Raw genomic sequence first — 19,564 nt, 5'->3', positions numbered from 1 at the left:
TTATCGCTGATGGTCACCAGCTTGTTGCGCTCCGATACCCGCACACCAATGTACTCATCGTCGCGCAGGCGGTCGGGAAAATTTAAAAAAGGGTAGATAAAAAACACATCCTCAAGTTGTGGTGCGCGTTCAGGTAATTTTAGATTGTTGATGTTGTGGTACGACATGAACCGGTTGATCTGCTCAAAACCGTTTTCGTTGCGTGCGAGCGCCGTGTAAAGCCATGTATCGCCGCTGCGAAACTCCATGCCCGCCACAGGTGCGATGCCATACTTACGACAGGCCTTCACAAAATCGGGCATACCGGTGCTGTTGTTGATATCGGTGAGCGCCACGACCTGGATACCTTTTTGCGCGGCCATCTGCACCAGTTTTTCCGGCGACAATGTTCCGTAGCGGAGACTGTAATATGTGCGGGCAGCGAGGTACATTTGGTTTCAGGTTTCAGGTTCAATGTTTCAGGTTTCAGGTTACAGGTTTCAGGTTGCAGGTTATTTATTAGAACTTGCAACCTGAAACTTTATAAACCTGGAACATTACAGCCGTTTCATCGCTAGCGCTTTGTGCACAATATGCGATCCGTAACGGTTGCGCAGGCTGTCGAGTGCCTGGTACAGTTTCACCATTTCGCTGGTGTCTTCGAACAGGTTGAGCTGGTGCGCGCCATGCACCAGATGGCTAAATTTAACGCCTATGAGCCGCACACGCATACGCCGATCGTACACTTTGCGAAAAAGCTCCCGCGCCACCTTAATCAACTGATGATCGAGTCCGCTGTATGGAATACGCTGTTGTTTGGTATGTGTATCGAAGTTTGCATAACGAATTTTCACCGTTACACAAGCCGTCACCTTCTGCTTTTGGCGCAGTTCAAAAGCCAGCTTCTCGGTCATGGCAGCAATAATTTCCTCCAGACGCGCTGTATCGGTACGGTCTTCACTGAAAGTGCGTTCCGTACCAATAGACTTTCGTTCGCGATACGGCTTTACCGGGGTCGGATCAATGCCATTGGCTTTTTTCCACACACCTTTACCATTCTTCCCCAGCACCCGTGTAACCATCTCCGGCGGCACCATACGCAACGTCTCAATGGTATCGACGCCCATGGTGCGGAGAGTCTGAAAGGCTTTGTGCCCTACTCCCGGTATTTTGCGTATGGACAACGGACTCAGAAACGGCAACACTTGCTGCTGTGCCACCTGTAGCTCTCCATTGGGTTTGGCCTCGCCTGTGGCAATTTTGGCTACGCTTTTGTTAGTCGACAAACCAAAGGAAATGGGCAACCCGCTCTCTTTTATGATGCGTTGCCGCAATTCCCGCGACCATTTCAACGTGCCAAAAAAGCGATCCATACCGGTAAGGTCGAGGTAATGCTCATCGATGGACATTTTTTCGTACAAAGGGGCTTCCTCAGCAATGATATCGGTCACCACGTGCGAATATTTTGAGTACTGATCCATATCGCCACGAATTTGCAGCGCCTCGGGACACAACCTGCGCGCCATCTTCATGGGCATACCGGAGTACACACCAAACGGGCGTGTCTCGTAACTGCACGCCGACACCACACCGCGGTCAGATGTTCCGCCAATGATGATGGGTTTATTGTTCAGCGCACTGTTCCGCAGTCGCTCTACCGATACGAAAAAGGTATCGAGGTCGAGATGGAGTATGTTTCGAGTGTTCATGTTTCAGGTTTCAGGTTACAGGTTTCAAGTTTCAGGTTTCAGGTTGCAGGTTGCAGGTTGCAGGTTGCAGGTTAGTCGCGGTGTGAGTAAGTTAAAAAGGTGCAGTTCAAATCATTTCTTTCGAATCATTCATTTGTAACCTCACGCTGCGACTTTAAGTTTCATGTTGCAGGTTTCAAGTTTCAGGTTATTTCGTTTTTAATTTTATTGTTCTTTATATTTCGTCGATGAAAACTATGCACGCACCAAATCTTTGCAGTAAGGACAACTTGAAACCTGAAACTTTCGAACATGAAACCTATCAATTCTTGTACTTGTTTCCTTTGAATTCTGAGTGCTGCAGATACTTTATAAATGCACTTATCTTTTTACTTTCAACAATTAACAGATCATATAATGTATCAAAATCTTCTTTTGAGACATACTTTAAATCAAAAGCTCTGTACAATTGTGATCTTGTTTCTCCGCAAGATGCTTTAGCAATTGATAAATATTGTCGAAATTCTTTTCTTCCATCTCTTTCAAAACCTTCTGCAATATTATCCATTACGGAGCCACTCGATCTGCGTATCTGATCTTTCAATGAAAAATCTCTCGAAAAAGATTCAAACATTGTAAATTCGTATACCACATTACAAATTTCTCTGGCTAATTGCCATGTTTCCAAATCTTCAAAACGACTTATTTTTGCCATATAATTATAATTTAGTTTCAGGTTACTTTTGGTTTCAGATTTCAGGTTTCAGGTTCAATGTTTCAGGTTATTCCGTTTGTAATTTTACTGTTCGTTTTATTTCGCCGATGAAAACTATACTTGTGCCAATCTTCGCAGTAAGAACAAACATGAAACATGAAACATGAAACTTTTTAACCTGAAACTTGGAACTTGAAACATTTTTACGTATTTTTGATTAGTATTTAATCATTTTTATGATTATAAATTAATCATTATCATTAAACCGTGCAAATGAAATCGACATTTTTCGCCCAAAATATTAAACTGTTGCGCAAACGTCGCAAGCGCACGCAAGACGAGGTGGCAGCTGCATTGGAGATGAAGCGCTCTACCTTAAGCGGATATGAAAATGGCGTGGCTTCACCGGGGCTGGATGCGCTGGCCGGATTCTCTGATTATTTCGAAATTGCCATTGATACACTAATCCGGGTCAACATGGCAGAGCTTTCTGAAAGCCAACTTTCGGAACTGGAACGTGGCTTCGATATTTTCGTAAAAGGCAGTCGCCTGCGCGTACTCACCACCACGGTTGACAGCGATAATGATGAAAACATTGAACTGGTCCCCGAAAAAGCCAAAGCTGGTTATACGACAGGTTATGCCGATCCGGAATACATTCGCGAGTTACCGGTTTTCAAGCTTCCTTTTCTGGACCGCCAAAAAAAATACCGCACCTTTCAGGTAAGTGGCGACTCAATGCTCCCTGTACCCGAAGGCGCATGGATTACGGGAGAGTACATTCAGGACTGGAGCAGCATCAATGACAATACGCCCTGCATTTTTGTAACCCGCGACGAAGGCGTTGTTTTTAAGATTGTGGAAAACCAACTCAGCGACAAACAATCGTTCCGCTTACATTCGCTCAATACGCTTTATGAACCTTACGATTTACCTGTGAACGATATTCTGGAAGTGTGGCGCTTTGTGCACTTCATTAGCAATGATATGCCCGAACCGCGATTGCCGCAAACAGACCTTATTGCCACCGTAAACAAGTTAAGGGAAGATGTAGATATGATGAGGGGGCAACTTGGAAATAACCGAAGAGAATAAAGCCTGTCATCCATTCCCTTTTTATATTCTCACTGCATTGCATATATTTGCAAAACAAAATGCAGCAGCCATGAATATTCAAACCCAAAGCATTTATCACATTATTCTCAGCACCCTAAATAATGAAAACACCCTGGTAAAAAACGGTCAGCGCGTACTTTTCAAATACATATGGGAGCATTTAAAGAATAAAAATTGTGAGCTTCTACGAATTAACGGGACAGCGAATCACCTTCACCTTGCGGTGAATATTTCACCTATCATCCCTTTAGATGCGCTAATTAAAGATATAAAACAATCGAGTACTGATTTTATCGGCGAAAGCCACCTGTTCCCTGCCTTTGCAGGGTGGCAGGATGGATATACGGCGTTTACACATTCTTTCAAAGAAAAGAAGGAGCTTATAGATTACATAAAAAAACAGGAGGAATACCACCAGAAAAGCACATTTGAAGAAGAGATTTCTCAATTAATAAAAATGCATGGTCTTGCTTAAATTAGCTCAATGCTGAGCAACAGTAAATTCAAACCGGGATCCCTGATGCTCTTCAGATTCGATTGTAATATTTCCTCCGAGCATCTCTAACAAGCTCTTGCTAATTGACAGCCCCAGACCTGTACCTTCGTAATTGCTTGTATGCCCATCATGCAAACGATGAAAACGTTCAAAAACCTGAGCTTGCTTGTCTTTTGGAATACCAATTCCGGTATCGCTGACAAAAAATGTTATTTGTCCATAACTATCAGCTTTATAGCCAAATGCTATTGTTCCCGCTCGAGTAAACTTCAGCGCATTACCAAGCAAATTATTGAAGACTTGTTTCAGTCTCAACTCATCTGTAACAATCCAGCTTTTTTCATCGGGTAAACTTTTCTCGCTCTTTATTTCGATTTGATCTTTATTAAAACGTTTCATCTGAAAGGCATCGAATAAGTCGTCTATTATTTCATTGACATTAACCTCTTTGCGGGTAATGGTAATTTGGTTGGCTTCAATTTTTGAAAGGTCAACAATATCATTAATCAATTGCAGTAAGTGGTTGCCCTGCTTAATGATTGTACTGAGATAAGGCTCGGCATCTGTGCCTTCAAGAGCTTCGCTTTCCAGTATTAATTCAGAAAAACCGATAATGGCATTCATTGGAGTACGTATTTCATGGCTCATATTGGCCAAAAAGTTTGACTTCAAACGATCACTCTCCTCTGCCTTAAGCTTGGCTTGTGCCAAAATAGATTTTTGTTGTTCCAACAATTGGTTGGTACTTCGAAGCTCAGTGTTCGATGTGCGCAATTCCTCTTCGGCAGCCATTAATTCTTCATTTTTCTCTCTGATAATGCGTTCATTTCGAATACGGCGACTAATATCTCGAAAAAAAGACTGTAGTGTTTCGCTATCAATTCGACTGGAATGCATTTCAACAGTAATTCTTTCTCCGTTTTTCCGTGTCATTTCCCGCTCTCTGCGCAAAGTTTTTCCTTCAAGCACACGCTGGTAATCCAGGGGTTTATATTCTAAAATCTCATCCGGGAACAGTTTATCAAGAGGCTTTCCGATAAGCTCAGCCTCATCATATCCCGTTATACGGCAAAAACTCTTATTAACCCTGGTAATATTGCCTTTTAAATCTCCGGTAACAATACCATCGGCAGCAAGATCAAATAGCGCTTTATAATGAAGCCGGCTTTTACGAACTTTTTCCTTAGCGTCGCGCTCTTTTCGAAGGTAACGAACCTGCTGGATATAAAACACCAGTATTACCGTAACTAAAACAATTGCAATTAAAGGTATCAGGCGAAAAACAATTGTTTTATTCCAATCCTGCACTGTTACATCCATTCCAAGCACAGCTAGTATTTCACCATTTTCTGATTTAACAGGAATAAGTGAAGTAAATAGTTTGCCCCACCGATCTGTAATTGGACCCACAGTAGCCGGTGTCCCGGTTCTAAAAACAGTTAAATACGCTTTCGGGACCTCTGAATAAATTAATCCGGGTGGTGCATAATCTTCTGATGATGGTTTTTGTGCATCTACCAGAAAAACAATATCGCCACCTGTGTTCTCTCGCATTATATACAAGTATTTGCATGGATCATGAGTAGTACGAATATCCGTAAGTTGTTGTTTAATGCGTAAATAATCCGCTGAATTAAGGTCTGATGTATCGCCTGATAAGTTTTTAAGTCGATTTATGTTAATGCCGTAAGCTACAATTTTGGCACGTTGCAATAAATCGTCACGCATTTTATTGTGTACACCATTTATGGTATAAAACACTACAAAAACCCCAAACAGAGCTATTAGCGCAATATACAGTAAGCTTTTTCTCCTTGAGAAATTTTTCAGATTAAAAGACAAATCCAATGCTTTCTGGTTTTGCAGCAATTTACAATTTTTATTTCAACAGTTTAAAAATATTTTGTAGCATTGCTTTGTGGCTAACAGGTCTTTTTTTGTACAAAAAGAAAAAAAGGAGAGTAATAAACAAAGATAACTCCAATTATACATAAAAAGGGACATTACAAAATTGCAATGCCCCTTGCTAACTAAAATCAATAAAACTATTTGTGAAGCTGAGCAATAATGCCTTCAGCCGCCTTGATCATCACATTTTTTGTGGGTGCAGTTGTTAGAAGTGGATGCGTCCCGATCTGGAACGAAACCAACTCGTATACTGTTACCCTTTTTTGAATGGCCATGCTTATGGTATTAATAATTTCGCCTGAAGATTTGCCTCCCCAAACTTCTCCACCGAGTACACTTCCATCAGAAACCGAGGCAAAGAGCCTCACTGTAAGTGGCTGTGTATCATCTAATGTACCAGGGTGACGGTCTACATCAGAAAACTTTGCTGTCAGGTATTCAACCCCAGCTTCGCTTGCAGTGTTTTCATTAACCCCGGCAGAGGCCATTGAAAGATCATTCACTTCAGTTGAGAAAACGCCCAGTGTTCCTGAAAAACAGCGTTTAATTTTTATCCCAAACATATTGTATCCTAAAATACGCGCTTCGGCTGTTGCTGTTGAGGCCAACATAATATTGTCCTCCCGGCCAGTCAAAAAGCCTATTGTACCGGCACAATCACCTACGGCATAAACATGATTTTTATTGGTTCTGCCAAAATTATCAATACGAATTGCACCAATGCTATTCAAATCTACACCAGCATCTTTAGCCAGGGCAGTGTTGGGACTATATCCAATTGACATAATCACCATATCAGCCGGAATTTTTTCACCTCCAGATGTAACAACAGACTCAACCACCCCGTTCTTTCCTTCCAGATGATCGACTTTGGTAGAAGTCAAAACATTCAATCCGGTATCCCTAAGTTTATCAGTGGCAATAGCAGCCAGTTCTTTAGAAAAAGCCTTACTGAAACACTGTTCTTCGAGTTCTATCAATGATACATTTGCTTTTCCTTCCAGATGCATCTGCTCAGCCACTTCAGCTCCAATAAAACCGCCACCAATAATTACAATATTTTTAGCCTCATTAGCTTTTTCTTTCAAATGTTCAATGTATTGGTAGCTCTTCTTTACATAAAAAACACCTTTCAGATCATAACCTTTAATAAACTTTGGTACTACAGGTTCCGATCCCGTGGCAAAAACAAGGCGTTCAAACCCAAATTCGGCTCCAGATGTTACTTTTACTTTTCTTGCATCCAGATCGACACCAACAGCCTTGTCAACAACTACCTCCCCTCCTGCATCCAGAAAGGGCTTGGGGCCCATTGCATTTTTCGAAACATCATCTAACCGATGAAAAACATAAGGAATTCCGCAAGGCACAAGACCTTTATCTTCTTCACCAATCATCAATATGCTTTTATCAGGGTTTTGCTTTTTTGCTGTCACACCAGCTATAATTCCGGCTGGTCCTTTTCCTAAAATTATTACGTCGTATGTTTTCATTGTATTTATTATTATTAAAATGATACTGCAAAATTAGCAGTATTGTACAACATATCGAAGCATTGTGATGTATAATTATATTTATATTTAGAGATTAAGAGTACATTATGCTAATATACTAATAGGCCTAACTTTCTTGTTATCTGAGATTTAAACACATTTTCGCAATCATATATATAATTTATACTGAATATAAATTGTGAACCATGGTTCACAATCCCGATCGATAAATACAAATATATCAGGCAAAGAAGCAATAAGCCCAGTTATAAAAAATTACATTATTGGAAATTTTTAGATAAATTGCAGAATAATCAAAAATCTCAAAGTATGTTTTACATCAGAATTGCAATTACACTAATGACACTAACCTTTGCAGTTTCAGCCAGCATGGGTCAAAAAGACAGGCAAATGATTCAAAAGGTAATTGAAGAAGGTTATGTTCAAGGTCTGCATAACAAGGGCGATCTTAATAAAACAGCAGCCAGCTTCCACCCCGGGTTTAATTTACTTGGTGTGCGTAATAATATGCTAACTAAATTCCCAATATATTCCTGGTTAGAATCGAGCAAACAGCGCAGAGAAAAGTCTGAAGATAAAAGAGCATCAAGAACCATTGCAAAGTATCCTATGATAGACATTACGGGTAACGCTGCAATTGCAAAGGTTGAACTCTACAAGGACGACAAAAAAATCTTTACAGATTATCTATCCTTGTATAGATTTAATGAGGGTTGGCGTATCGTCAGTAAAATTTACTATGATCACAGGTAATTTAACTGGTACGAAACGTTAGTTCGGGTTTTTAATGCGGCCATTGAAATGGAATCTCCTTCACCAGGTCAATTCCATCAGGAGAAACTTCGGCCTGCATAGCGATGACCTCCACGCCTGAATCAATAGCCTTTTTTAAAACATCGGCATAGGCTGGATCGATATCAGCTGCAGGTCCTGCTTTGGCAACATCCATGCGCTGAACTACATAAAACATTACCGCACGCATTCCTTCCTCTTTCACACGAATCAGTGTTTCCAAATGCTTTCTTCCACGTTCAGTTTTAGCATCAGGAAACAATGCAAAATCGCCATCTTTCATAGTTACGTTTTTAACCTCTACAAAGCAGGTTTCCTGATCGTTTGTAGCCATCACATCAAAGCGGCTGTCCTGAAATTTTACTTCTCTTTTTACTTCATTATAACCTGCCAGTGCAGGTACTTCATTATTACTAATTGCTTCGTATACCAAAAGATTTGGATGGTTCGTATTTATTCCCACCCATCGTTTGTTAATCTTTATCATTTCCCACGTAAACTTCGTTTTTCGTTTTGGATCGTCTACCGGATTTAAATAAACCTCTGCGCCCTCTTCCAGGCAGGTTTTCATAGTGCCTGAATTCGTACAGTGGGCAGTTACTTCCTGTCTATTATCAAGTTTAACGTCGGCTAAAAAGCGCTTATATCTTTTTATAAGACGACCATGCATAAGATTCTTATTAAATTTCATTGTTTACTTTTCCATTTTTTTTTCTGGTTTCTTTATGTCATCATACTCTACTCTATGGAGTCCTTTCCCCTGAATAAAAACAAGTAATTTTTGCTGATTGAAACCTCTTATAAAAGCCTCGATCTCTTCAATTTTTTGTTGCACAGGTTTTTTAAATATTACTGTATCTCCAACTTTAAAATTATTGTATTGTTTGTTTGCATCCTCACCCCAGAATAGATTTGAAAGTCTTATTTTCTTCAATTGAAAATCGCCACCTTTATCTGTATAAAATACAACTGCATTTTTATCTGACAGAGATACTACGCGCACTGAATAAATTTTGTTCTGCTCCAACATTAATAACTGATCATTAAGCTTAAATTCATTAGTTGATAAAACTTTGTTCCTCGAAAATTGATTTAAATACTGATCGGCATAAACAATATGCAAATCATTATCCCAGGCAATAACATCGGCAATAGTAATAACTTCATGCTTCAGGAAAGGGCCAACCCAGGTATGTTTTGAATTCACCACTAGATTTTCTAAAGTCTGATTCGGTTTCAATGGATATGACATGCGCATATTTCTGTATGCTTCTGCAAAAAGCATATCCTTGCTTAAACCACCTATACCGAAGATATAGGTAGCCTTACTGTAACCAACTGCCAAATCGACGTAAGTGTGATTTTCTCCAGCCCGGGTATGGGTATTGTTAATATTTCCATGATGCGATGCACATGAAACCAATAAAAAAGGCAAAATAAGAAAGAATAGCTGTTTCATTTTTGATAGTTTTGTAATTTGTTCAAACATATAAAAAATAAATTGACTCCAAGCAATTTTTAGGCAATTTGCCTGCACAATATTAAAAAAACCTATATAGCACTGATTATGCCGGCTAGAAACAACAAACAAAATATAATAATAATCTTCTCAATTACATTATTAGCCGTGATGGGTGTAGCAAGCTTAACGCCAGCATTCCCCACAATAGCACGACATTTCAGGTTAAATATGGATGAAATAGGCTTATTAATTACAGCTTTCACCATACCGGGTATTTTTATGGCGCCTTTGATGGGGATACTAGCCGACAGATTGGGACGTAAAGCTGTGTTAATACCATCATTAGTTCTTTTCGGACTGGCAGGTGCTGCCTGTGCTCATACAAACACCTTCAACACATTGCTTATTCTGAGAATTTTTCAGGGACTCGGGGCAGCATCGTTGGGTTCTCTGAACATTACAATAATTGGAGACCTTTTCGAAGGAAACCGACGCACCACAATAATGGGCTACAATGCAAGTGTACTTAGTATTGGAACCGCATTTTATCCTGCCATTGGTGGCGCATTGGCACTTATTAACTGGAAATTCATTTTTTACCTACCATTATTAGCCATACCCATTGCTATCTGGGCACTGACCACATTACCCACACCCAGACCAGAAAATGGCCAAACGGTAAAATCCTATTTCAATAGTTTATGGAAAATAGTGAATCAGCCCTATGTATGGGCCTTATTTTCCATGAATATTTTTGTATTTATCATACTATATGGAGCCTATTTAACCTTCCTCCCTTCATTTTTGGAGACAAAATTCCAATCTGACTCTTTTGAAATTGGAATCATTATGTCAATCATGTCAATAACCACAGCTATCACAGCAACTCAACTTGGTAGAATCTCAAAGCTATTCAATAAAAAACAAATTTTATCGACCTCGTCAATTGCGTATATATTGGCTCTTGCATTACTGGCCTTTTCATCTAAAATTACAATGGTTATAATTGCAGTTATTATATATGGATTTGGGCAGGGATTATTTATTCCAACAATTCAGACTTTACTGGCCGGTATTGCATCTGTCAGGGAGCGAGCCTCCATAATGTCGATAAACAGCATGGTGTTGCGTATAGGCCAATCAATGGGACCTGTGGTGATGGCCCTTTTCTATATAGAAGAAAAATTCTTTTTTGTTTTTATGGCGGCATCTGCAATTGCACTGGGAATTCTGATAATTAATAACATATTTATGCGTTTTAAAACCAAATAGCATAAAACCAATCAACTTTTGCTTATTATAGTTGTTTAATTTGTTTATTACAATAATCTTTACAGGCTCAAAGCCAACTTGAAGTTTCTAGGCATAAAGTATTTTATCGCCAAATTATTGAAAAATTAGACCAAACGTTTACTCATGAGTAGACAATTAACCATCAAAAAGAAATGCGCATGGCCAGATCTATTTACAGTATCATTACAGGAACGGGGAGCTATATACCTACTGAACGAATAAAAAACGAAGATTTTTTAGTCAATGAGTTTTATGAATCTAATGGAGAACGGATTGAAAAAACCAATGAGGAAATTATTCGAAAATTTGCCGAAATCACAACAATTGAAGAGCGCTTGTATGCATCAGACGATTTAATGACCTCTGACATTGCCTTTTTTGCAAGTGAAAAGGCTATTGAGAATGCCTCCATAAACAAAGAAGACTTAGACTATATAATTGTAGCGCACAATTTCGGAGATGTAAAGCCCGGATCGAACAGGACAGATTTGGTACCATCTCTGGCAGCAAGAGTAAAACACAAATTAGGCATAGAAAAGCCTGAATGTGTGGCCTACGACATAGCATTTGGTTGCCCCGGATGGCTACAGGGCATAATACAGGCAGATTACTATATCAAATCGGGCGATGCAAAAAAAATCTTAGTAATTGGTGCAGATATTTTATCACGTATTTCGGACAAGCATGATCGTGACAGTATGATTTACGCCGATGGAGCCGGAGCTACAATTTTAGAAGCCCAGGAAAGCGAAACTCCAACCGGAATTCTTGCACACAAAACACGATCTGATACTATTGAGTACTCGCATATGCTCTACATGGATAAATCATATAAAAGCACTTACGAACCATCTGATGATATATTTTTAAAAATGAATGGCCGGAGATTATACCAGTATGCCCTGGAAAATGTACCCCAGGCCATTAAAAGTTGTCTTGAAAAAAGTGGGACCCCGATTGAAGATGTAAAGAAGGTACTGATTCATCAGGCTAATGGTAAAATGGATGAAGCGATTTTAAAAAGGCTGTATAAGCTTTACCACATTAAAGAGGTGCCTGAATATACCATGCCAATGACTATTTCATGGATGGGTAACAGTTCTGTAGCTACCATTCCTACTTTACTTGATTTAATATTAAGAGGTGAACTCGAGTCACACAATTTAAAAACGAACGACACAATAGTATTTGCATCTGTGGGTGCAGGGATGAATATTAACGCTTTGAGCTACAAGTTTCATTAAGGAAAATAAAGTTGGCAAAAGCTCAATAAAAAACTCTGTCTAAAATATGCCCCGTTAGTGACCAATTCTCACTAGCGGGATTTTTTTTCTTGAATATAACTATTCACGTGCCTTTCTATTTTGGAAGGATAAATATCTTCAATTTTTATCATAATGGCCGTTTCTTCCACCCCGCCAAAATATTTATTAAAGGAAGTGCCAAAAGTTTTCATTGAGGGTGAAAGATTCATATAGGCATTGATCAGCGGTGGAATATTCTCCCCTAATTTCCGTACATTTTGACTCAGTATTTTTTTATTCTCCTCAAAGGTTGAGCCTGTAAAAAGTTCATCGTATGCTTCATAGTCTATACCTAATTCCATTGGCTCTATCAGCTCCATAAGATTTTCATCATCCGAAAACTGTTTTTGCAGGAAATAAAGAATCATATTGCGCGCTTCGGTATTAAAATGTGGATACATGGTTACTTTGCCAAAAAAGTACCTTGTTTCAGGATACTCTATGACAAGTGCACCTAAACCATCCCAAAGATTGTCCAACGCAAAAATACCTTTACGGGTTGAACTGGAGGATTGATAATCCGGATGTACGAAAGACCGACCTAACTCTATGGTATATGGTAAATACTCCTGTATAAATTTATCGCTAAAATTAAAAAGCCTGTATGTTGCAAGCTGTAAAACCCCATCTTCGTCACGCTGTGCTTTATTACAAACAATATATCTATAACCTCCAAGAACAATACGCTCTTCAGGCGACCACACTATTAGCTGGTAATAGGGCTCCTCCTGCATATCAAACTTATCCAGATCGATAGATTTTCCAGTCCCGCCCCCAGCCAGACGAAAAGTTAATTCACGTAACCGCCCAACCTCTTTTGTAAGATTAGGTGCATTGTGGTAGGTAAATGTGTAAATTTCGTTATTGCCGTAATTGGTTTTACGCACAAACTTATCAGGAGTAAGCTCTTTCTCCAGTAATTCTGTTGGTATGGGTTCAATAATTGGATCCATTCAATTCAATTTGTCCTCTAATTCTACACAAAAAACAGTCCGTAATGTTTATTTTGGATGGCTACAAAATATAACATTGTCTGCAAAAACAATCCCAAATAGTTAAAAACAAGTCTGATTTTTTATTGGAATAGCCACTTACTACCTTGACCTAATCCCCAAAAAATCTAATTTACAAACAATTAATCCTACTCAAAGAATAATTTACACATCTGCAAATTATTGTAATTTCCCAAATATAATGATTATCATTCTTTCGGCTTGAGAGAATATGCAGTTTTTTTAATTTCAGCAGCCCACTCATCGGCTGTTTTTTCTTTAGTCAATGACTTATAAGAGATTGGCTCTCCAAAGTAGACATCAAAATGTTCATTATGCTGTTTAAACACCTCATCGGGTAAATAAAACATTTCAATATTCGCTTTTATGCCCAAACGCTTTCGCCATTGTGCAACACGATAAAACCGTTTAGAATTATGACCATCAAAGAACACCGGCACAATATCGCGCTCATATTTTCTTGCACGGTTCACAAAAGTCCGGTTCCATTTCAGGTCCTGAATTTTTCCCTTCACTTTACGAGACACCAAACCGAAAGGAAAATCCAGAATTGGATAGTCTGTTTTAAAGGCTTCATCAATTACCTGAATTGCTTCACGGCTATGAGTCCCATGTTTGTTGATGGGCAAAAACAATGGTTCATAATTCTTGATCAACAACAATAAATCATTCACTAACAACCTTGGCTCTCCCCAGTTTGACGCAATTAAATCAGCCATTACCACACCATCAAACCCTCCAAGCGGATGATTTGATGCAAAAATATATCGCCCTCCCTGTGGAACAGCTTCAGCATTGTGCGCGGTATAAGTTACATTAAAATCCTTAAGTATAGAGCGTACAAAATCAATCCCAAATTTATCTGCGTAATCATATAATATCCGGTTTAACTCCTCTTCATGAATTGTACGCTTCAAATAGCGCATCACAAAACCTGGTATAGCTTTGGCTAAACCTTTATTTTTCGAAGCAATAGCCTCCTTTAAGTCAATTTGAACTGGCGTTATACTCTTCTTTTCTTCCATTGCAAATTTTAGCTTTAGCAAGTTTAATATTATCCAAATACTGTTTATTCTACCAACCTGGTATTGACACAAATTTATATCACGACAAAATTAGAAAAAAATAAACTTCATCCAGTGATTTCAGCGTTTCTGCCTACCAGGTATCAATTTCTGTTCCTAATTCACGACAAAAAGTTATCAACAATGTGGGAAAAAGTGGGTAAGAGTGGTTGCATGTGGGGAAATTTGTTGTAATTTTACTTTTGTAAATTCTGTGCGGAATGGTAACGTTTATAGGCGAATTCAATTTAAAAATAGATGCTAAAGGGAGATTGGTATTTCCATCAGCCCTCAAGAAGCAGATAAATTCATCTGCACAGGATAACTTTGTGATAAAAGAAGATTTGTTTGAAAAATGCCTGGTACTCTATCCAATGGAAGAGTGGGAACGCCAAAATTCCATTTTAAGAAAAAAACTCAACCCCTTTAATGCAAAACACAATATGTTTTTAAGGGGATTCGCAAAGGGTGCTGCCGAATTATCGCTAGACGGAAGTAGTCGTTTACTTATTCCAAAGCGATTACTGGACTATGCTAATATTGACAAGGAGGTGGTTCTGGCAGGGCAAAACGGGAAAATAGAGATTTGGTCTAAAGACCATTACGAAGCATTGTTTAGTCAAAAAATTGATTACTCCGACCTGGCCGCAGAAGTTATTGGAGATAGTTTAAATCCTGAAGCATGAAACAATACCACACACCGGCATTACTGCAAGCTTGTATAGACGGGCTGCAAATCGATCCGTCGGGCACCTACGTAGATGCCACGTTCGGTGGAGGTGGGCATAGTGCGGCAATACTTAAACATCTCCAGGAAGGACACCTTTTTGGCTTCGACCAGGATGATGATGCACTTAAAAATGCTCCAGAAAACGAAAGATTTACATTCGTACATCACAACTTCAGGTTTCTAAAACACTTCATGCGTTTCTACAATGTGGAACAGCTTGACGGAATTCTGGCCGACCTGGGCGTATCTTTTCACCATTTCGACACTGCCGATCGTGGATTTTCTTTTCGATACGATGCCAAACTGGACATGCGCATGAACCAGAGAGCAACATTAACAGCTGAGAAGGTCATCAATGAGTATGCACAGGAAGAACTGATGGAAATATTCAGAACTTATGGTGAACTGCGCAACGCACGAAAGCTCGCCCAGGTAATAATTCAGGCAAGGAACAAAGAAAGAATTGAACTAACGGGGCAGCTAAAAGAACTCATTGCGCCACTGTTTCCACGAAAAGTAGAAAATAAATTTTTAGCCCGGTTTTTTCAGGCCATTCGCATAGAAGTTAACCAGGAAATACAGGCGTTAAAATCATTACTTATTGACGGCACACGGTTGCTTAAGCCTGGCGGCCGATTTGCTATTATTACATACCATTCAATTGAAGACAGACTGGTTAAAAATTATTTCAAATCGGGTAACCTGGAGGGGCATATTAAAAAAGATTTTTATGGAAACCCCGAAGTGCCGTATAAAGTAATTACACGAAACGTTATTGTTCCAGATCAGGACGAAATAGAGCAAAATCCAAGATCAAGAAGCGCTAAACTAAGAATAGCAGAAAAGAAATAATGGAAGACAGGCAAGCAGAATATCAGGAATTTGATGACTTTCAGGGCCAATCGCAAAAAAAATCAAACAGACGAAACATCCTGAAAGACATTGTTGATGGTTCAGTACTGACCAATGAGTTTTTTGTGTCAAATCTGCCATTCATTTTCTTCCTGACATTTTTGGGCATATTATACATCGGGAATAATTACCATGCTGAGAAAATGGTACGCAAAACTAAAAAACTGGAACAGGAACTCAAAGAATTGCAACCAGAAGCAATTGCTACCTCCTCAGAACTTATGCAACAAAGCAATCAGAGTGAGGTTGCAAGATTGCTACAAGAAAAAAACCTGGATTTAATTGAATCAAGAGAGCCGCCCATAAAAATTGTAGTTGACAAAAAAGCTATTGAATGAGCATACGCGGAGAAATAATAGGTCGAATAGGCTTTGTCTACGGAGCTGTAGTGGTAATAGCGCTTATAATCATAGGTGCTATTTTAAATATTCAGTACGGCCAGGCGGAGAAATGGCTCAAACACGAAAAAGTAAACTTTCGTGAGCGAACCATTACCCCTACCCGTGGTGACATTAGAGCCAGAGACGGCAGGTTGCTGGCAAGTTCTGTGCCCGAATATGAGATCAGAATGGACATGGTACCCGAGGCCTTGACTTCAGATATATTCAAAGCAAAAATTGATTCGCTTGCATTATCGCTATCCAAACTATTTAAAGATAAAAGTAAAGATGCCTACAAAAAGGATTTAATGGCTGCGCGCTACCGCAAAGAGCGTTACTACCTAATCCAACGCAATGTTACTTATCATCAATTAAAACAACTGAAAGAATTTCCAATTTTCAGGAGGGGCCAATACAAAGGCGGTTTAATCGTAAAATCGAAAAATGAAAGAAAAAAGCCATTCGATAAACTTGCAAGCCGAACCATCGGATATACCTTCCCCGGAGAACGAGCCGGAGGTGTTGGAATAGAAGCTGCTTTCGACAGTATATTGTCAGGAGTTCCGGGGAAACGAATGGAACAACGCATTGCAGGAAACTACTGGAAACCAGTAAGTGATGATGCAACTAGCGACCCTGTAAACGGAATGGATGTTATCACCACTATTGACATCAATATTCAGGATGTGGCACACAATGCACTTCTGCGCATACTTAAAAAGCATAATGCCCGGCATGGTGCCGCAGTGCTCATGGAAGTTCAAACCGGTGAAATACTGGCAATAGCCAATTTACAGAAAAATGAAAATGACAACTATTATGAAGCCTTCAACTTCTCAGTTGGAGAAAAAACTGAACCGGGAAGTACTTTCAAGTTACCCGTACTCATGGCAGCCATTGAAGATAATTATGTAGATATAACAGATAGCATCGATACTGAAGACGGCATAGTAAAATATTACGACCACACAATAAGAGACTCAAAAAGAGGTGGGTATGGAAAAATAACAGTACAACAAGTATTTGAATACTCTTCGAATGTGGGGATGACAAAAATAATCACCCAAAATTACCAGGGGAGAGAAAAAGAATTTGTAGAGCAACTCTATGCAATGCACCTCAATGAGAAAACCGGAATTTGCATACCGGGCGAAGCAAGCCCTTACATCAAATACCCGGGCGATAAACTCTGGTCAGGAATCTCATTACCTCAAATGTCATACGGATACGAGCTCCAGATGACACCCTTGCAAGTACTTATGTTTTATAATGCCGTAGCAAACGGTGGAACCATGGTAAAACCCAGGCTTATAAAAGCCATTCAAAACCATGGGAAAACTGTAAAACGGTTCCATCCCAATGTGATCGATAAACGCATTGCATCACCCTCAACCATAAAAAAAGCGCAAATAATGCTTGAAGGCGTTGTAGAAAATGGCACAGCCCGTAACCTCGCCAATCTTAATTTCAAAATTGCAGGTAAAACTGGTACAGCCCAAATTGCCAATAAAAAATATGGATATAAGTACCAGTCGAAAGTAAGCTACCAGGCCTCATTCGTAGGGTATTTCCCTGCGGAAAACCCCAGATACTCATGCATCGTGGTAGTAAACGAGCCTTCAAACAGCCAATACTATGGTAATGCAGTGGCAGGACCGGTTTTCAGGGAAATTGCCGATAAAGTATATGCCACACGCCATGAAATGCACACACCACTAGACCAGGTAGATGCCGGAATACAAGAGCTAATTCCATATTCATTATCAGGGAACAAAAACGATATTCAGTATCTGTTGAATGAATTCAACATCCCCATTGATGATAAAAGTGCAGGAACTCCATGGGTTGTGACAACACGAACAAACGACGATGTAAAATTTCAAAACAGGCTCATCAGAAAGCAAATTGTGCCAAATGTAGTAGGCATGGGAATAAAAGATGCCCTGCCATTGCTTGAAAATGCAGGCCTGCATGTCACATTTAAAGGCCATGGAATAATTACAGATCAAAGTTTAAGAGCGAATGATGTGTACCAAAAAGGGCAACATATTGAGTTAACCTTATCAAACAATTTCTAGTGAAAATATTAAACGACATATTAAAAGAATACAAATACGAACTCGTAAACGGGAGCGAACAAACAAGCATCTCGGGTATAGCATTTGACTCCAGAAAGGTTGAAGAAGACACCCTGTTCATTGCTATAAAAGGCGCCGAAACTGACGGACACAGGTTTATAAACAATGCCATTAAAGCTGGAGCAAATGCAATTATATGTGAAGATACTTCCGGAATCACAGAAAAAAACGCCACTGTCATAAGCGTACAAAACAGCCGTGACGCCCTTGCATGGCTGGCTGCTGCCTGGCACAACTATCCATCTGATACAATGAAAGTCATTGGGATTACGGGAACAAATGGAAAAACCACGACAGCAACAATGCTTTATAATGTATTTCGTGAATTGGGCTATCCTTGCGGACTGTTCTCAACAGTAAGAATCCTCATCAACGGTCAGCAAATGAACACAACCCACACCACCCCCGACCCACTGGCCATACAGGGAACAATGGCAGAAATGCGCGATGCTGGCTGCGAATATTGCTTTATGGAGGTTAGTTCACATGCGGTAGACCAGGATCGGGTAAAATACATAGATTTTGCTTCAGGAGTTTTCACCAACATAACCCAGGATCACCTGGATTACCACAAAACTTTTAAAAACTACATTGAAGCCAAGCAAAAATTCTTTACACACCTAAGTAAAGATGCAAAAGCTATTTATAATGCTGATGATAAAAATGGCAGCATTATGGTACAAAACACAAAAGCTAAATGCATAAGTTATAGCCTGAAAAAACCATCTGACCACAAAGCCAAAATAATAAAAAAGGAGATGGATGGCATGATGCTGCAATTGGAGCAAACTCAAATGTGGACCATGCTCACAGGGCTTTTCAATGCGTACAACCTAATGGCAGTTTACAGCACAGCTATTCAGTTTTATAACGATAGCCAGGAACTACTCAGGGTAATAAGCAAGCAAAAACCAGTTCGGGGACGCTTTGAACATATTATATCGGCAGATGGCACACACGGCATTATCGACTATGCCCACACACCAGATGCGGTAGAAAATGTATTATCGACTGTAGATGAAGTAAGAACAGGTAACGAACAGCTCATAGTAATAATTGG

19 protein-coding genes are annotated in these 19,564 nt (G+C 39.5%); 10 read left to right on the top strand and 9 right to left on the bottom strand.

The window, feature by feature from the left end; all coding sequences use genetic code 11:
• The 3 genes from VJ937_RS14485 to VJ937_RS14475 form a co-directional block, all read right to left on the bottom strand.
• Positions 1–431 (bottom strand): PHP domain-containing protein (locus VJ937_RS14485; protein WP_324068285.1); only part of this gene is annotated, 431 nt, incomplete at its 3' end.
• Positions 432–536: 105 nt separating this feature from the next.
• Entirely contained in the window at positions 537–1,688 is a 1,152-nt protein-coding gene (gene dinB / locus VJ937_RS14480; protein ID WP_324068283.1) for a DNA polymerase IV, read from the bottom strand.
• Between the two features lie 301 nt (positions 1,689–1,989).
• The gene (locus VJ937_RS14475) at positions 1,990–2,382 is read right to left on the bottom strand and encodes a four helix bundle protein (protein WP_057952628.1); all 393 of its coding nucleotides are present in this window, start codon (positions 2,380–2,382) and stop codon (positions 1,990–1,992) included.
• Between the two features lie 273 nt (positions 2,383–2,655).
• Here VJ937_RS14475 and VJ937_RS14470 point away from each other — a divergent pair, with 273 nt between their 5' ends.
• Positions 2,656–3,477: an XRE family transcriptional regulator gene (locus VJ937_RS14470; protein WP_324068281.1), complete on the top strand. Its 822-nt coding sequence runs from the start codon at positions 2,656–2,658 to the stop codon at positions 3,475–3,477.
• Between the two features lie 70 nt (positions 3,478–3,547).
• Complete coding sequence (locus VJ937_RS14465) at positions 3,548–3,973, top strand: transposase (RefSeq protein WP_324068279.1); 426 nt, start codon at positions 3,548–3,550, stop codon at positions 3,971–3,973.
• A 6-nt stretch (positions 3,974–3,979) separates the two neighbouring features.
• Here VJ937_RS14465 and VJ937_RS14460 read toward each other — a convergent pair whose 3' ends face one another.
• Positions 3,980–5,863 carry a PAS domain-containing sensor histidine kinase gene (locus VJ937_RS14460; RefSeq protein WP_324068277.1) on the bottom strand — a complete coding sequence of 628 codons (1,884 nt, stop codon included), beginning with the start codon at positions 5,861–5,863 and terminating at the stop codon, positions 3,980–3,982.
• 176 nt (positions 5,864–6,039) lie between these two features.
• Positions 6,040–7,395 (bottom strand): FAD-dependent oxidoreductase, encoded by a 1,356-nt coding sequence (locus VJ937_RS14455; protein WP_324068275.1) that lies wholly within the window; start codon positions 7,393–7,395, stop codon positions 6,040–6,042.
• Positions 7,396–7,725: 330 nt separating this feature from the next.
• Here VJ937_RS14455 and VJ937_RS14450 point away from each other — a divergent pair, with 330 nt between their 5' ends.
• Positions 7,726–8,169 carry a nuclear transport factor 2 family protein gene (locus VJ937_RS14450; protein WP_324068272.1) on the top strand — a complete coding sequence of 148 codons (444 nt, stop codon included), beginning with the start codon at positions 7,726–7,728 and terminating at the stop codon, positions 8,167–8,169.
• Positions 8,170–8,200: 31 nt separating this feature from the next.
• Here the strand turns inward: VJ937_RS14450 and sfsA are convergent, their stop codons facing one another.
• Together sfsA and VJ937_RS14440 are read right to left on the bottom strand one after the other, a co-directional pair.
• Positions 8,201–8,899 carry a DNA/RNA nuclease SfsA gene (gene sfsA, locus VJ937_RS14445; RefSeq protein WP_324068270.1) on the bottom strand — a complete coding sequence of 233 codons (699 nt, stop codon included), beginning with the start codon at positions 8,897–8,899 and terminating at the stop codon, positions 8,201–8,203.
• 3 nt (positions 8,900–8,902) lie between these two features.
• Positions 8,903–9,667, bottom strand: a complete 765-nt coding sequence (locus tag VJ937_RS14440) for a DUF6567 family protein (RefSeq protein ID WP_324068268.1) — start codon at positions 9,665–9,667, stop codon at positions 8,903–8,905.
• Between the two features lie 108 nt (positions 9,668–9,775).
• On the opposite strand from VJ937_RS14440, the gene VJ937_RS14435 reads away from it, so the two are divergent.
• Together VJ937_RS14435 and VJ937_RS14430 are read left to right on the top strand one after the other, a co-directional pair.
• On the top strand, positions 9,776–10,942 hold the full coding sequence (locus tag VJ937_RS14435; protein WP_324068265.1) for an MFS transporter: 1,167 nt from the start codon (positions 9,776–9,778) through the stop codon (positions 10,940–10,942).
• Positions 10,943–11,121: 179 nt separating this feature from the next.
• Entirely contained in the window at positions 11,122–12,207 is a 1,086-nt protein-coding gene (locus VJ937_RS14430; protein WP_324068263.1) for a ketoacyl-ACP synthase III, read from the top strand.
• Between the two features lie 71 nt (positions 12,208–12,278).
• Here VJ937_RS14430 and VJ937_RS14425 read toward each other — a convergent pair whose 3' ends face one another.
• Together VJ937_RS14425 and VJ937_RS14420 are read right to left on the bottom strand one after the other, a co-directional pair.
• Positions 12,279–13,220, bottom strand: coding sequence for a GNAT family N-acetyltransferase (locus tag VJ937_RS14425; RefSeq protein WP_324068261.1), 942 nt, complete (start codon positions 13,218–13,220; stop codon positions 12,279–12,281).
• A gap of 248 nt (positions 13,221–13,468) precedes the next feature.
• Entirely contained in the window at positions 13,469–14,305 is an 837-nt protein-coding gene (locus VJ937_RS14420) for a glycerol acyltransferase (protein ID WP_324068259.1), read from the bottom strand.
• 260 nt (positions 14,306–14,565) lie between these two features.
• On the opposite strand from VJ937_RS14420, the gene mraZ reads away from it, so the two are divergent.
• The 5 genes from mraZ to VJ937_RS14395 all read left to right on the top strand — a co-directional run.
• Positions 14,566–15,030 (top strand): division/cell wall cluster transcriptional repressor MraZ, encoded by a 465-nt coding sequence (gene mraZ / locus VJ937_RS14415; protein WP_324068257.1) that lies wholly within the window; start codon positions 14,566–14,568, stop codon positions 15,028–15,030.
• On the top strand, positions 15,027–15,926 hold the full coding sequence (gene rsmH / locus VJ937_RS14410; RefSeq protein WP_324068255.1) for a 16S rRNA (cytosine(1402)-N(4))-methyltransferase RsmH: 900 nt from the start codon (positions 15,027–15,029) through the stop codon (positions 15,924–15,926). Before mraZ ends, rsmH begins: the two co-directional genes overlap by 4 nt.
• Positions 15,926–16,324 carry an FtsL-like putative cell division protein gene (locus tag VJ937_RS14405; RefSeq protein ID WP_324068253.1) on the top strand — a complete coding sequence of 133 codons (399 nt, stop codon included), beginning with the start codon at positions 15,926–15,928 and terminating at the stop codon, positions 16,322–16,324. Before rsmH ends, VJ937_RS14405 begins: the two co-directional genes overlap by 1 nt.
• Positions 16,321–18,444 carry a penicillin-binding protein gene (locus tag VJ937_RS14400; protein ID WP_324068252.1) on the top strand — a complete coding sequence of 708 codons (2,124 nt, stop codon included), beginning with the start codon at positions 16,321–16,323 and terminating at the stop codon, positions 18,442–18,444. The genes VJ937_RS14405 and VJ937_RS14400 overlap by 4 nt, the downstream gene beginning before the upstream one ends.
• Positions 18,444–19,564, top strand: a 1,121-nt coding sequence (locus tag VJ937_RS14395; RefSeq protein WP_324068250.1) for a UDP-N-acetylmuramoyl-L-alanyl-D-glutamate--2,6-diaminopimelate ligase, incomplete at its 3' end; no start/stop codon positions are given. The genes VJ937_RS14400 and VJ937_RS14395, both read left to right, overlap by 1 nt.

The organism is Salinivirga sp., assembly GCF_035268865.1.
Taxonomy (GTDB): Bacteria; Bacteroidota; Bacteroidia; order Bacteroidales; family Salinivirgaceae; genus Salinivirga.
Note: the sequence above shows the minus strand (reverse complement) of the source record. Positions and strands in the feature narration are given on the sequence as shown.

Excerpts from the sequence above, each read along its gene's own strand:
- dinB (WP_324068283.1), bottom strand. The coding sequence starts at position 1,688 with ATGAACACTCGAAACATACTCCATCTCGACCTCGATACCTTTTTCGTA.
- VJ937_RS14475 (WP_057952628.1), bottom strand. The coding sequence starts at position 2,382 with ATGGCAAAAATAAGTCGTTTTGAAGATTTGGAAACATGGCAATTAGCC.
- VJ937_RS14470 (WP_324068281.1), top strand. The coding sequence starts at position 2,656 with ATGAAATCGACATTTTTCGCCCAAAATATTAAACTGTTGCGCAAACGT.
- VJ937_RS14465 (WP_324068279.1), top strand. The coding sequence starts at position 3,548 with ATGAATATTCAAACCCAAAGCATTTATCACATTATTCTCAGCACCCTA.
- VJ937_RS14455 (WP_324068275.1), bottom strand. The coding sequence starts at position 7,395 with ATGAAAACATACGACGTAATAATTTTAGGAAAAGGACCAGCCGGAATT.
- VJ937_RS14450 (WP_324068272.1), top strand. The coding sequence starts at position 7,726 with ATGTTTTACATCAGAATTGCAATTACACTAATGACACTAACCTTTGCA.
- sfsA (WP_324068270.1), bottom strand. The coding sequence starts at position 8,899 with ATGAAATTTAATAAGAATCTTATGCATGGTCGTCTTATAAAAAGATAT.
- VJ937_RS14440 (WP_324068268.1), bottom strand. The coding sequence starts at position 9,667 with ATGAAACAGCTATTCTTTCTTATTTTGCCTTTTTTATTGGTTTCATGT.
- VJ937_RS14435 (WP_324068265.1), top strand. The coding sequence starts at position 9,776 with ATGCCGGCTAGAAACAACAAACAAAATATAATAATAATCTTCTCAATT.
- VJ937_RS14430 (WP_324068263.1), top strand. The coding sequence starts at position 11,122 with ATGGCCAGATCTATTTACAGTATCATTACAGGAACGGGGAGCTATATA.
- VJ937_RS14425 (WP_324068261.1), bottom strand. The coding sequence starts at position 13,220 with ATGGATCCAATTATTGAACCCATACCAACAGAATTACTGGAGAAAGAG.
- VJ937_RS14420 (WP_324068259.1), bottom strand. The coding sequence starts at position 14,305 with ATGGAAGAAAAGAAGAGTATAACGCCAGTTCAAATTGACTTAAAGGAG.
- mraZ (WP_324068257.1), top strand. The coding sequence starts at position 14,566 with ATGGTAACGTTTATAGGCGAATTCAATTTAAAAATAGATGCTAAAGGG.
- rsmH (WP_324068255.1), top strand. The coding sequence starts at position 15,027 with ATGAAACAATACCACACACCGGCATTACTGCAAGCTTGTATAGACGGG.
- VJ937_RS14405 (WP_324068253.1), top strand. The coding sequence starts at position 15,926 with ATGGAAGACAGGCAAGCAGAATATCAGGAATTTGATGACTTTCAGGGC.
- VJ937_RS14400 (WP_324068252.1), top strand. The coding sequence starts at position 16,321 with ATGAGCATACGCGGAGAAATAATAGGTCGAATAGGCTTTGTCTACGGA.